Below are 12,590 nucleotides of genomic sequence, written 5' to 3'. Positions count from 1 at the left end.
CGCGGCGGGGGCCGGACGGCGGGGCCGCGGCGGGGCGTGGCCGGGCAGGGCGGGGTTGGGCAGGGCGGGGTTGGGCAGGGCGGGGCTCCTGACAGGGCTCGGGTGACGGGAGCGGCGCGCGGCTGCTCCGGCGGCGGGTCGGCGGCGGTCCGGGCGCACCCGGCCGGGGTCCGGCCGCGGCGCCCCGGCGCGGCGCGCGCCGTGACGAGGCGGCAGCGGCCGGCCCGGACCCCGGGCGGGACCGAGTGCCTGACGGCATTCGAACACCTGGCGTGATCGATCCGGCGCTCTCCGCTATGTCGCAGGAGCATAGCCGCTCACGCGGCGCGCCGGGCGGGGTTTGGAAGGACCCCCAAGCCCCTCTGAGCTGCGGCGATGAAGTAATCGTTTCTGCACGCGGGGCGCACGCTCGGCGGCCGGGCCCGGCCCCGCGGAGCCGGGAGCGCGCCACGCGCGAGCCGGGCGCGGGCCGCGGAGTCGGAGCCGGTGGTCGCCCTCACGGGTGAGCCGGGGGCGGGACGGCGGGCCGCCCCGCTCGGGGCTCGCTCGAGCAGCGCTGGACCACCTAAGCGCGCGGCATTCCCACTCCGTATCGAATGTGCAGGTCACAGCCGCGCGCCCGGCTGTGCGCCCCGCGCTCGCACCCCGTTCGAGCGCCCAAGCGTAGATCGAACCACTATCGCGCCAAGGCCAAGGTTCCGTAACCTCGCCTCCATGCCTGACGGCATCACCGGGCCCAGGCCCGGTGAGATCCCAACGCGCGGACATCATGGGGGAACGCGTGAGCGCAGGGGAACACTCCAGGCTGCCCTCCTTGGCGGAGGAGCTGGCCGCTGATCTTCACTCCGACCTGACGGCGGTCGACCAGATCGTCCAGGACTCGGTCAAGAGCGACGTCGCGCTGCTGCACGAGGCGTCCCGGCACCTGATGGACGCGGGGGGCAAGCGGTACCGGCCGCTGCTGACCCTGCTCGCCGCGCGGTTCGGCGACCCCAGCGACCCCGACGTCCTGCGGGCCGCCGCGGCCGTGGAACTGGTCCACCTCGCCGCGCTCTACCACGACGACGTGATGGACCGGGCCACCCTCCGCCGCGGCGTGCCGAGCGTGAACGCCAAGTGGAACGACTCGGTGGCCATCCTCGCCGGGGACTTCCTGTTCTCGCGCGCCTTCCTGCTGCTGGCCGCGCTGCCCGTGCGCGCCGCCCGCATGGAGGTGCAGACCTTCTCCAGCCTGGTGGCGGGGCAGATCCGCGAGATGGACGGGCCCGCCGACGACCAGGACCCCGTCGACCACTACCTGACGATGGTCACCGAGAAGACCGCCTCCCTGATGCGCTCCTGCGTCCGGCTCGGCGCGCTGGTCTCCGGCGCGGACGAGACCGCGGTGCGCGCCCTGGAGGACTTCGGGGAGGCGCTCGGCGTGGCCTTCCAGGTCTCCGACGACCTGCTCGACCTGGTCGGCAGGAAGGAGGAGTTCGGCAAGCTGCCGGGCTCCGACCTGAGCAAGAAGAGCGTGACCACGCTACCGCTGCTGTACGCCACCCAGGGCGACGACCCCGCGAGCACCAGGCTGCGGGAACTGGTCGCCCGGGAGGACCTCACCGCGGACGAGCGCGCCGAGGCGCTGGCGCTGCTCGGCACCCACCCGGCGCTGGACCGCACCCGCGAGTTCCTGCGCGGCTACGCCGAGCGCGCCGACGCGGCCCTCGCCCCGCTGCCCGAGGGCCCCGCCAAGGACGGCCTGCGGGCCATGTGCACGGCCGTGGTGGAGCGAACCCGTTAGGAGAGCCATGCGCAACGGACCGAGCAGTGGGGTCGCGGACGATTGAGCAGAGCAACCGCACTCCTGCGTGCCACGAGTGTCCGGTTCACCGCCCTGTACTTCCTCCCCTACTACGCCGCGCTGTCCGCCGCAGGGCAGGCGCGGTGGGAGTGGGTGGTGCTGGGGGCGGTGTACTGGTTCGCGCACTCCATGGGCACCGAGACGCTCAACCGCCTCGCCGACCGCACCGAGGACGAGGTCAACCGGCCCGAGCGCACCGCGCTGTGCCACCGGGCCGGGTTCGACCTGATCCGGCGGGCCGCGGTGTGCTCCTGGGCCGCCGTGGCCGCGCTCGACGTGGTGTTCCTGGTGCTGCGCCCCGACCCCTGGCTCGCCCTGTTCCTGCTGCTCGGCGGGCTGGCGAGCGTCAACTACTCCTACGGGCTGCGGCTGTCGCGCAACCGCGTGGCCGCGCCGGTCGTGCTGACGTTCCACTTCGGCGGCACGTTCGTGATCGGCTGGGTGCTCTCCCGCGAGGAGTGGGACACCGGCGCGCTCGCGGACTTCGCCGAGTACCCGCTGCCGTTCTTCGCCGTCGGGTTCCTCACCCTGCTCGCGCTCGGCGGCGCCAAGGACCTCACCGACCTGGCCGGGGACGCGAAGATCGGCTACCACAGCGCGTGGGTCGGCCTGGTGCGCCGCCACGGCTCGCTGGTCACCACCGGCATGGTGTGGTCCACCTACGTCATGGTCGCGCTGTTCACCGCCGTCGGCGTCTTCCCGCGGCGGTTCTGGCTGTGGCTGCTGCTCCTGCCCGTCGCCACCGCGCTCGGCCGCTGCCTGTGGCGGGCCTCGTCGCCGGCCGAGAGCATGGCCACACGGGAGTTCTTCTACCAGTACTGGGTGCTCAACCTGGCGGTCGCGCTGCCGCTGTACGCCCCGCGCAGGGAGACGGCCGTCGCCGTGGTGTGCGGCCTGGCCGGCTGGGCACTGGCGACGCAGCGGATGCACTGGTCGGCGGGCGTGCGCCGGGAGACGCTGCGGGCCCTGGCCGCGCTGCTGGGCCTGGCCCCCCGCGGCCCGGAGCCCGAGCCCGACCCGATCCCCACCATGGAAGGAAAGGTCCGATGACGGACGACGAGATCCGCGCGGCGGTGCGCGACATCGCCCTGGAGATCCTGGAACTCGAACCGGACGAACTCAGCGACGAGGCCGACCTCGAGGAGCTCGGCGGGGACTCGATCATGCGACTCGAGTTGGTGGCCGCCCTCCAGGAGCGGCTCGGCGTCCGCTACACCGTGGAGGACGAGGTCCGGATCAACTCGGTCAGGACCGCGGTCGAGATCACCCGCGGCGCCCTCGCGAGCTGACCGTGCGCGGCGGCACCGAGCACCTCCCCGGGCGGCCCCGCGACGGCCAGCCCTCCCGCGTGGTCGTCACCGGCCTCGGCGTGGTCTCGCCCGTCGGGGCGGGCACCGAGGAGTTCTGGAGCGCCCTGCTCGCGGGGCGCGCGGGCACCGGCGAGATCACCCTGTTCGACACCGCCGACTGCCTCACCCACCGCGGCGGCGAGGTCCGCGACTGGGCGCGCCCGGCGTACGAGCGGCGGTACGGGCCGCTCAGCCGCAGCGAGTCGTTCGCGCTCGCCGCCACCGGCATGGCGCTGCGCGACGGCGGGCTCCGCCCCGCCGACGACCACGCGGACGGCGAGGGCGACGCGGCGGACGGCGCGCCGCGCACGGGGCCGTACGCGCCCGAGCGGTTCGGGGTCGCGTTCGGCATCGTCGTCGGCAACCGCCCGCACCTGGAGGCGGAGCTGCGCGCCGCGCACGGGCGCGGGAGGCTGCCGTCCCCCGGCACCGCGCACGACCCGGCGCGGATCGCCGCGCTGCCCGCCCGCAGGTTCGGTCTGCACGGGCCGAACCTGGTGCTGCCCACCGCGTGCGCGGCCGGCAACACCGCCATCGCCCAGGCCGCCGACGCGATCGCCTCCGGCCGCGCCGACGCGATGGTCGCCGGGGGAGCCGACGAGCTGTCCGAGGCGATGTTCCTGATGTTCAACAGCTTCCGCGCGCTGGCGCCCGAGGCGGTCCAGCCCTTCGACGCGCACCGCAGGGGCCTGATGCTCGGCGAGGGCGCGGGGGCGCTGCTGCTGGAGTCCGAGGAGCGCGCCCGGGCCCGCGGCGCGCGCGTGTACGCGGTGGTCGCCGGGCACGGCAGCTACTCCGACGCCCACCACATGACCGCCCCGCACCCCGACGGCCTCGGCGCCGCCAGGTCCATGCGGGCGGCGCTCGCCATGGCCGGGCTCACCCCCGGGCAGGTGTCGTTCGTCAGCGCCCACGGCACCGGCACGCCCGCCAACGACGCCGCCGAGGCCGCGGCGCTCACCGAGGTGTTCGGCCCGGCCGCGGTCCCGGTCACCGCGCTGAAGTCCGCGCTCGGCCACGCCCAGGGCGCGGCCGGGGCGATCGCGGCCGTCGCCTGCGCGCTGGCCGTCCGCGACCGGCTGGTGCCGCCCACCGCGAACACCCTCACCCCCGACCCCGCCTTCGCCCTCGACCTGGTGGTCAAGGAGCCGCGGTCGGTGCCGGTGCGCGCCGTGCTCAACAACGCCTTCGGGTTCGGCGGCAACAACTGCTGCGTGGTGTTCACCGCGCCGGACGCGGAGGAGGGGCGCGCGTGAACGGCCGTGTCGTCGTCACCGGGATCGGCGCCCTCACCGCCGCGGGGTTCGGAACGGCCGCGCTGTGGGAGGGGCTGCTGCGCGGCGCCGGCCACGCCGCGCGGCTCGAGCCGCCCGCACCGCCGGGCATGGCCCCGGCCGGGCCCGCCTACGTGGCCGCGCTGCCCGAGCCGCCGGTGCGCGAGTACCTGGGCCGGCGCGGCGTGCGCACCCTCAGCCCGGAGAGCACGGCGTTCGCCGTCGCCGCGGTGGCCGCCCGCCGCGCCGCCGGCTTCGAGGAGCCGTGGGACACCGAGCCTTCCGCGGGCGTGGCCGCGGGCACCACCACCGCGGGCCTGGCCGACTACGTGGGCCTGTTCGCGGGGCGGCTGGAGCGCGGCGCGGAGCGCGTCAACCCCGCCCAGGGCCCGCAGACGGGGCTGAACGCGCCCGCCTCCGTCGCCTCCATCTTCACCGGCGCCGCCGGGCCCAACCTGACGGTGTCCACCGGGCGCGCCGCCGCCGTGGACGCCCTGGCCGCCTCCGCCCGCGCCGTCCGCTCGGGCGAGGCCGCCACCGTGCTCGCGGGCGGCGTGCACACCGTGACCTGGTACGAGCTGCTGACCGGGCGCGGCCGCACCCCGCAGGGCCGCCCCTTCGACAAGGGCCGCGACGGCGCCGTGCCCGGCGAGGCCGCGGTCGCGCTGGCCCTGGAGGACGCCGCGGCGGCCGGGCGGCGCGGCGCCGCGGTCCTGGCCGAACTGCTCGGCGCGGGCGCGGCGTTCTGCCCGCCGGACCCCGAGGGGGCCGGCCCGGCCCGGGCCGCCCGTCGCGCCGCCGCCGAGGCCCTGGCCGAGTCCGGGACCGCGCCCGGCGACATCGACGCGGTGTTCGTCTCCGCCTGCGGCGACCGGGCGCTGGACGCCGCCGAGGCGCACGCCGTCCACGAGCTGTGGGGCGCGTCCGTCCCGGTGTGCGCCGTCCAGGGCGGGCTCGGCGACAGCGCGGGCGCCGGCGGAGCCGTGCAGGCCGCCGCCGCCGTGCTCGCCCTGCGCGCCGGAGTGCTGCCCGGCACCGCGGGGCACCGCGACCCGGACCCGGAGCTGCCCGCGCTCCGGGTCACCACCGCACCCGAGGAACGGCCGCTGGCCCGGGTCCTCGTCCTGGCCGCCGACGCGGGCGGGCACGCGGCGGCACTCGTCCTACAGGCGGCCGGCTGAAGGCCCCGGGAGGCACACCCCACCATGAGCGAAGGCAACAGCGTCCACCGCTTCCTCGACGTCCACCTCGAGCAGGGCCGCGGCGACGCCGTGTGCGCGCGCACCGCGGACCGCTCGGTCACCTACCGGGAGATGCACCGCATGGCCTGCCGGGCCGCGGGCGCCTTCGCCGCCGCCGGGGTCGGCTACGAGTCCCGGGTGGCGCTGGTGCTGCCGGACGGCCCGGAGTACCTCGCCTGCGTCCTCGGGCTGATGCGCATCGGGGCGGTGCCGGTGCCCCTGGCCACCCAGTTGACCACCGAGGACTACGCCCGGGTGTTCGCCGACTGCCGCCCCGCGCTGGCCGTGGTGGGCCCCGCCCAGCGGGAGGCCGTCACGGCGGCGGTGCGCCCCGCGCCGGTCCCCGGCGCCGGCCCGTGGCCCGGGCAGGTGTGGACCTGCGGCGGCGAGCCGAGCGATGAGGCGAGCCTGGAGGAGCGGATGCGGCGGGCGCCCGACGACTGCCCGATCCGCCCCACCAGCCCCGACGACATGGCCGTCATCCAGTACACCTCCGGCAGCACCGGCGTCCCCCGGGGCGTGGTGCACCTGCACCGCGGGCTGCTCGCCGCCCTCGACGGGCTGCCGCGGCGGCTCGGGCTCACCGCCGGCGACGTGTGCTTCTCCGCGGCCAAGCTGTCGTTCGGCTACGGCTTCGGCAACTCCTTCCTGTTCCCGTTCGCGGTCGGCGCCGGGGTGGTGCTGATGCCGGAGACCACCGACGCCGCCCGGGTGCTGCACCTGGTGCGGCACCAGCGCCCCACCGTGCTGTTCGCCGTGCCCGCGCTGTACTCGGCGATGCTCGCCGTGGCCGACCGCGACCCGTCGGCGGACCTGCCCGGGGTGCGGATGTGCGTCTCGGCGGGCGAGCCGCTGCCCGCGAGCCTGGAGGAGCGCTGGCGGGAGCGGTTCGGGCTGCGCATCGTCAACGGCCTCGGCTCCACCGAGTGCCTGCACATCTTCATCGCCGGGCAGCCGGACCCGGACGGCCCCGGCACCCCGCCGGGCAGCTCCGGCACGGTCGTGCCCGGCTACGAGGCCCAACTGCGCGACGACCAGGGCCGCGAGCTGGGCCCCGGTGAGGTCGGGCACCTGTGGATCAGGAGCGAGGCCAACGCCGCCCGCTACTGGAACCGGCACCACAAGACGCAGGCCACCATGGTCGGCGGCTGGACCCGCACCGGCGACCAACTGCGGCGCGACGAGGACGGCGTGTACTGGTTCGTGGCCCGCTCCGACGACCTGCTGAAGGTGGGCGGGCACAAGGTCGCGCCCATGGAGATCGAGGACAGCCTGCTGCGCCACCCGGACGTCCTGGAGTGCGCGGTCGTCGGCGTGCCGGGCGAGCACGCCACCACGGAGCTGACCGCGTACGTGCGCCTGCGCGAGACGGCGGTGGGGGACGCGGTGGCGGCCGGGCGCCGCCTGCGCGCCCATGTCCGGCAGACCCTGGCCGCCTACAAGCGCCCGCGCACCATCGAGATCGTCAAGGACCTGCCACGCACCTCCACGGGCAAGATCGCCCGCCATGTGCTGCGCGCGGAGACCGCGGCGGCGGCGCGGCGGGACTGACGGGCCGGCAGGTGCGCGGGGCCGCCGGTCCCGCGCCGGGCCACCCCGGACACGACGAGGGGAGCGCCGCCCCGGGGCGGCGCTCCCCTCCTCACACGGACCGGACTCAGCGGGCCAGGTAGCCCCGCAGCCCCTCCTCGAAGGGCGTCAGCTCGACGTCGAACGCCTTGCGCAGCGGCTCGATGTCGGCGATGAAGTCCTCCAGCATGAAGTCCACGGCGTTGCGGGTGATCAGCGGGCCGGGCAGCGGCTCCAGCAGCCCCGCGCCGCGGCGCGCGAACCCCGACGGCACGTTCACCACCGTGCGCGGTTTGCCCGCCACCCGCAGCGCGTACTCCATCATGTGGCGCATCGACATCCGCTCGGGCCCGCCGATCTCGAACACGCCCTGCGGCGCGTCCGGCTCCATGGCCCGCGCGACCACCGCGCCGATGTCGTCCACCAGCACCGGCTGGTGGGTCTGCCGCCCCTGGTCCGGCAGCGGCAGCACCGGCAGGAAGCGGGCGGCCCGCACGATGCGGTTGATGCCGTTGTCCCGGGGCCCGTAGACGAACGCCGGGCGCAGCACCATCGCCTCCAGGCCCGACCCGGTCACGGCCCGCTCACCGCGCAGCAGCGCCCGGTAGTAGGGCTTGACCGGGTCGTCGGTCACCCCGACGCCGGAGACGAAGATGTACCGGCGCGCCCCGGCAGCCTTCGCGGCGCGCACCAGGCGCTCGGTGCCGAGCCCGTCGTACTCCAGGTACGTGTGCCGCAACTGCGGCTTCTCGAACGGGTAGTTGGGGAAGTTGGCGCTCTGCACCACCACGTCGGCGCCCTCGACGGCGGGGCCGAGTGTGGTGGGGTCGAGCATGTCGCCCCAGCGGTAGCCGGGGTGCCGTGCGGCCAGTTGGGCGTTGTGGGTCACCACCGTCACGTTCCAGCCGTCGGACCGCAGGGCCTCGACGATGGCGCCGCCGATGAAACCTCGGCCGCCGACCACGGCGGCCATTCCTCGCTCGGACATAACTCACCTGGGGAAAGGGACTACGGCAGCAGCATGCGCAGTCGCGTGGACAGTCGGGGCACGGAGGGCGAGGCCAGCTCGCGGTAGAAGCTCTCGACCAGCTCCCTGTCGTGCGTCAGCCGGCGCATGCTCAGGTCCCTGGCCCGCTGCATGCCCGGCAGGCTGGTGCCCAGCACACGGGCCCAGGAGTTGGAGGTGCGCTGGGCGTAGGCGACGCGGGCGCGGCGGCGCGCCTGGAAGGCGGCCAGCCGGGCGGCTCGGAAGTCCCCCTCGCGCAGGGCCTCCTCGACGACCTCGAGCAGCAGGGGCACGTCCTCCAGGGTCAGCGACCCGCCGAGCCCGAAGTGCGGCAGCATCCCGTGCGCGGCGTCCCCCATGAGGACCGCGCCGTCGGTGGCCCACCGCGGCACCGTGATCGTCCACGGGCGCAGCACCGCCACCCGCTCGACGTTGCGGTAGGCCTCGGCGGGCTCCGGGTCCAGGGAGGTGTAGTGGCGCAGTGTCTCGGTGGGGTCGGCCGCCCCGGACTCGGGCGTCACCGCGTACAGCCAACTGTGTTCCTGCCCTATGCTGACGCAGCCGCCGGACCCCTCCGGGGTGAGCGCCTGCCGGGACTCCCGCACCGGCAGGGCGCCGCCGACGCCGGTGACGATGACCTGGCCGGAGGGCTGCCAGCGGGAGGAGGCCAGGCCCAGCTCCTCGCGCAGCCGCGAGCCCGCCCCGTCCGCGCCGACCAGCAGCGGGGTGGTGAGCTCCACCGGGCCGTCCTCCCGCTGCGCGCGCACCGTCCAGGAGCCGCGCTCCCGGGACACCGACCAGCTCTCGACGGCGTCCAGGATCCGCACCCCGCTGCGCTTGGCGGCCTCCCGCAGGATGGCCTCCAGCCGGGAGGGGAGGATCCCGAGGAACGTGCCGGCGCCGAGGGAGTTCAGGTCGACGCTCAGCCAGGTCTGTTTCCGGCCCGTGAGGAACCAGGTCAGGGATTCCAGTTCCTGGCCGGCCTTGAGCGCCTCGTCGAGTACGCCGAGCCAGCGCAGGCAACGCGTTCCCGGCGGCCACAGCAGAAAACCGAACACGTCGGCGGAGGATTTCCGCCGCGCCTCGAGAATTACCGTGTCGATTCCGGCGCCGGCCAGGGCGATACCGGTGGACAATCCGGCGAGGCCGCCGCCCACAATGATGACGTCCGGCCGCTCCGCTGCGCTCACCATGCCGTATTCCGGTTACGGCGCCGCCTGCGATTCCGGTGGTACACGAAAGCCCCCGCTTCTGGCCCCCGGCGGTCGCTGCAAACCATGTCACCAGCGCGGCCGGGGACGCAAGCCCGATGGTTGAAGTTCCCTGTGTCAGCTCCGGCGCCCGCGGCGGGCGTCCGGCACCGCGCGTCAGCTCGCCCGTATCCCCAGCAGGGACTCGCGAGCCACGAGCTGGTCCACGCGGACGTCGGTGAATCCGGCGCGGCGCAGCGCGGCGGAGAGCTTCTCCGGGGTGGTCAGGGCGTAGCAGCCCTTGGTGCACGCCAGCACCAGGTCCAGGTTCAGCGCCGTCGGGCTGGTGCCGCGGAACATCGACACCAGCGCCAGCGTGCCGCCCGGCTTCAGCAGGGACCGCAGCGTGCCGAAGAGGTCGGGCCACTCATCCGGAGAGAAGTAGTAGATGTTGTTGAGCAGGAAGACGACGTCGAAGGTGCCCTCGATGCCCTTGCCGCCGTCGCGGATGTCGCCCAAGGCCACGTCGAAGCGGTCACCGATGCCCCAGCGTTCCAGGTTCTTCCTGGTCAGCTCGACGGAGGCGGGCTGCATGTCGATGCCGGCGCCGGTGGCGGCCGGGTGGCGGGACGCGGCCCGCAGATAGATGCCGGAGCCGCAGCCGACGTCCAGCACCCGGGGGTTGCCGGCCTCCCGGACGATGTCGGAGAGGTAGGACGCCACCACGGGCTCGGCCACCCGGGAGGACTCGGCGACCACGGCGGCCGTCGCCTCCAGGTAGTCACCGAGCTCGCCGCCGCGCAGTCGCTCGGGCAGGTGCTCGTAGACCGAGGCGTGGTAGCCCATCTGCTCGTCCAGCAGGGCCCGCAGCACACTGCCGTTGGCGCCGACCAGGGCGCGGGCGCGCCGGCCCTTGAGCCGGTACCGGCCGCCGCCGACGGCGAGCTCGCCGAGGGAGACCCCGAGGTCGAGCATGAGCCCGAACTGCTCGGTGCGGGTGACGCCGAGCCGCTCCGCGAGCGCGTCCCGGCTCGAGGGAGTCTCGAGTTCCGCGAGCACTCCCAGGTGGGCGGCCGCGTGCAGGAAGTGGATTCTCGTCACTGTCTGGGAATCGCGCAGGAAGAGAAGGTGTGCCGCGGTGTCGGGTTGATCGAACGCCGCTTTGAGAGTTCTGCGCCACATACTTGCCGGCACGCTGGCTTCTCCTCCGTGTCGAGCTGTTACGGGAAGCAAGGATAGGCGTATCCCTTGACGCCGACCAGATGCCGGGTAGCGTCATCTGCCGGAAACTCGGGGCAAGATCGCGAAAGGGCCCCACGGGGGCGAGGAGGCACGTTGACGAACCAACATGAACGGGGCGAGGCGACCCGCCGCGGCTTTATAGCGGGGGCGATCGGCGCGGGGGCGGCCACTTTGGGCGCGTGGAATGCGGCACCGGCGCGCGCGGCGGGCGATGCGCGCCGCCGGGTCGCGGTGTTCGGCGCCGGAGTGGCCGGCTTGACCGCCGCTCAAGAATTGGTCGAGCGCGGATTCGATGTCGATGTCTACGAACGCAAGGAACTCGGCGGCAAGTCCCGCTCGATTTGGGTTCCCGGATCCGGCGGCGGGGGCCGCCGCGACCTTCCCGGCGAGCACGGGTTCCGCTACGTCCCCGGCTTCTACCACCACCTGCCGGAGACGATGGCCCGCATCCCCGTCGGCGAGGGGTCGCGGACCGTCCACGACCGGCTGATCCCGGTGGACGGCGTGCTCTACGCCCGCTCCGGGGGCCGCGAGGACCTGGCGTTCCAGTCCCACTTCACCGAGGCGCCCACCCTGGAGGACTTCCAGAGGCTCGTCGTCGCGACGCTCCAGCAGCTCAAGGCCCTGCCCGCGGACGAGACCGCGTTCTTCGCCCGGCAGTTGGCGATCTTCGCCACCAGTTGCGACGCGCGCCGGTACGGGCAGTGGGAGAAGCTGCCCTGGGAGAAGTTCGTGCGCGCCCGGGAGATGAGCGAGGAGTACCGCAAGATGCTCTCCGACGGGATGACCACCCACCTGGTGGCCTCCCGTCCCGACGTGGCCTCGACCCGCGCCACCGGCATCCTCACCGAGCTGTACTTCTACGCGCTGGCCGGGCGCGGCAGCACCGGCTACATGGGCCGGGTGCTGGACGGGCCCAGCAGCGAGGCGTGGATCGACCCGTGGGTGGCCTACCTGCGGACCCGGGGCGTGCGCTTCCACGTCGGCTGGGCGGTGGACGACTTCACCCTCGCCTCGGGCCGCATCACCGCGGCGCAGGTCCGCGACCCGCAGGGGCGGGCCCAGCGGGTGGAGGCGGACTGGTTCCTCAGCGCCGTGCCCGTGGAGCGCGCCCGCAAGCTGTGGAACGCCGACGTCAGGGCCGCCGACCCGGCGCTGGCCCGGATGGACCGGCTGGGCACCCAGTGGATGAACGGCATCCAGTACTTCCTGGACCGGCCGACCCCGATCATCCGCGGGTTCGTGGACTACCTGGACTCGCCGTGGGCGCTGGTGTCCATCAGCCACGCCCAGAGCTGGCACCAGGACCTCGCCGCGGCCTACGGCGACGGCTCGGTGCGGGAGGTGCTGTCGGTCAACATCGCCAACTTCGACACGCCCGGCATCCTGTACGGCAAGCCCGCGCGCGAGTGCACCCCCGAGCAGATCGCCGAGGAGACGCTCGCGCAGATGCGCGCCGCACTGGAGGACACCGGGCGGCAGGTGCTGCCCGACTCCGCGATCCGCTCGTGGTTCCTGGACCCGGCGATCCACTACCCCGACGGCAGCGGGCAGGCCGCCAACGACGAGCCGCTGATCGTCAGCACCGTGGGCTCCTGGAACGACCGCCCCAAGCACACCACGGCCATCCCCAACCTGTTCCTCGCCGGCGACTACGTGCGCGACAACCTCTCGTGCGCGACCATGGAGGGAGCCAACGAGACCGCCAAGCGGGCCGTCAACTCCCTCCTGGAGGCGGCGGGCTCCGACGCGGAGCCGTGCGTCGTGCACCCCCTGTACGAGATGCCGGAGTTCCGGCTGCTGAAGAAGGCCGACGAGGTCCGCTACAGGCTGGGCCTGCCGCACGTGCTCGACCTGCCCTGGCCGCTGTAGGGAA

10 protein-coding genes are annotated in these 12,590 nt (G+C 74.5%); 7 read left to right on the top strand and 3 right to left on the bottom strand.

Annotated elements, in window-relative coordinates:
- Window positions 1-781 precede the first annotated feature (781 nt).
- Genes ACYVO2_RS08210 through ACYVO2_RS08185 form a run of 6 tightly spaced genes read left to right on the top strand, consistent with a single transcriptional unit; the run spans window position 782 to window position 7,258 of the window.
- Window positions 782-1,783, top strand: a complete 1,002-nt coding sequence (locus ACYVO2_RS08210; RefSeq protein WP_461006956.1) for a polyprenyl synthetase family protein — start codon at window positions 782-784, stop codon at window positions 1,781-1,783.
- A 42-nt stretch (window positions 1,784-1,825) separates the two neighbouring features.
- Window positions 1,826-2,893 carry a UbiA family prenyltransferase gene (locus tag ACYVO2_RS08205; protein WP_461006955.1) on the top strand — a complete coding sequence of 356 codons (1,068 nt, stop codon included), beginning with the start codon at window positions 1,826-1,828 and terminating at the stop codon, window positions 2,891-2,893.
- A complete protein-coding gene (locus ACYVO2_RS08200; RefSeq protein WP_461006954.1) occupies window positions 2,890-3,132 on the top strand; it encodes an acyl carrier protein in 243 nt (80 codons plus the stop codon). The genes ACYVO2_RS08205 and ACYVO2_RS08200 overlap by 4 nt, the downstream gene beginning before the upstream one ends.
- A gap of 2 nt (window positions 3,133-3,134) precedes the next feature.
- Window positions 3,135-4,448 carry a beta-ketoacyl-[acyl-carrier-protein] synthase family protein gene (locus ACYVO2_RS08195; protein WP_461006953.1) on the top strand — a complete coding sequence of 438 codons (1,314 nt, stop codon included), beginning with the start codon at window positions 3,135-3,137 and terminating at the stop codon, window positions 4,446-4,448.
- Entirely contained in the window at window positions 4,445-5,647 is a 1,203-nt protein-coding gene (locus ACYVO2_RS08190) for a beta-ketoacyl synthase N-terminal-like domain-containing protein (protein ID WP_461006952.1), read from the top strand. The genes ACYVO2_RS08195 and ACYVO2_RS08190 overlap by 4 nt, the downstream gene beginning before the upstream one ends.
- Before the next feature lie 24 nt (window positions 5,648-5,671).
- Entirely contained in the window at window positions 5,672-7,258 is a 1,587-nt protein-coding gene (locus ACYVO2_RS08185) for a benzoate-CoA ligase family protein (RefSeq protein ID WP_461006951.1), read from the top strand.
- 106 nt (window positions 7,259-7,364) lie between these two features.
- On the opposite strand, the gene ACYVO2_RS08180 is transcribed toward ACYVO2_RS08185, so the two are convergent.
- The 3 genes from ACYVO2_RS08180 to ACYVO2_RS08170 all read right to left on the bottom strand — a co-directional run bounded on the left by ACYVO2_RS08180 (window position 7,365) and on the right by ACYVO2_RS08170 (window position 10,573).
- Window positions 7,365-8,264, bottom strand: coding sequence for an NAD-dependent epimerase/dehydratase family protein (locus tag ACYVO2_RS08180; protein WP_461006950.1), 900 nt, complete (start codon window positions 8,262-8,264; stop codon window positions 7,365-7,367).
- Between the two features lie 20 nt (window positions 8,265-8,284).
- Window positions 8,285-9,475 (bottom strand): FAD-dependent oxidoreductase, encoded by a 1,191-nt coding sequence (locus tag ACYVO2_RS08175; protein ID WP_461006949.1) that lies wholly within the window; start codon window positions 9,473-9,475, stop codon window positions 8,285-8,287.
- A 174-nt stretch (window positions 9,476-9,649) separates the two neighbouring features.
- Window positions 9,650-10,573, bottom strand: coding sequence for an SAM-dependent methyltransferase (locus ACYVO2_RS08170; protein ID WP_461006948.1), 924 nt, complete (start codon window positions 10,571-10,573; stop codon window positions 9,650-9,652).
- 234 nt (window positions 10,574-10,807) lie between these two features.
- Between ACYVO2_RS08170 and ACYVO2_RS08165 the strand changes: the two genes are divergently transcribed.
- A complete protein-coding gene (locus tag ACYVO2_RS08165) occupies window positions 10,808-12,586 on the top strand; it encodes a hydroxysqualene dehydroxylase (protein WP_461006947.1) in 1,779 nt (592 codons plus the stop codon).
- Window positions 12,587-12,590 lie beyond the last annotated feature (4 nt).

It is taken from the genome of Streptomyces capparidis (assembly GCF_054782095.1).
Note: the sequence above shows the minus strand (reverse complement) of the source record. Positions and strands in the feature narration are given on the sequence as shown.

Bases quoted from the DNA above. Each gene is read 5' to 3' on its own strand.
- ACYVO2_RS08180 (WP_461006950.1), bottom strand. From the start codon at position 8,264: ATGTCCGAGCGAGGAATGGCCGCCGTGGTCGGCGGCCGAGGTTTCATC.
- ACYVO2_RS08175 (WP_461006949.1), bottom strand. From the start codon at position 9,475: ATGGTGAGCGCAGCGGAGCGGCCGGACGTCATCATTGTGGGCGGCGGC.
- ACYVO2_RS08200 (WP_461006954.1), top strand. From the start codon at position 2,890: ATGACGGACGACGAGATCCGCGCGGCGGTGCGCGACATCGCCCTGGAG.
- ACYVO2_RS08185 (WP_461006951.1), top strand. From the start codon at position 5,672: ATGAGCGAAGGCAACAGCGTCCACCGCTTCCTCGACGTCCACCTCGAG.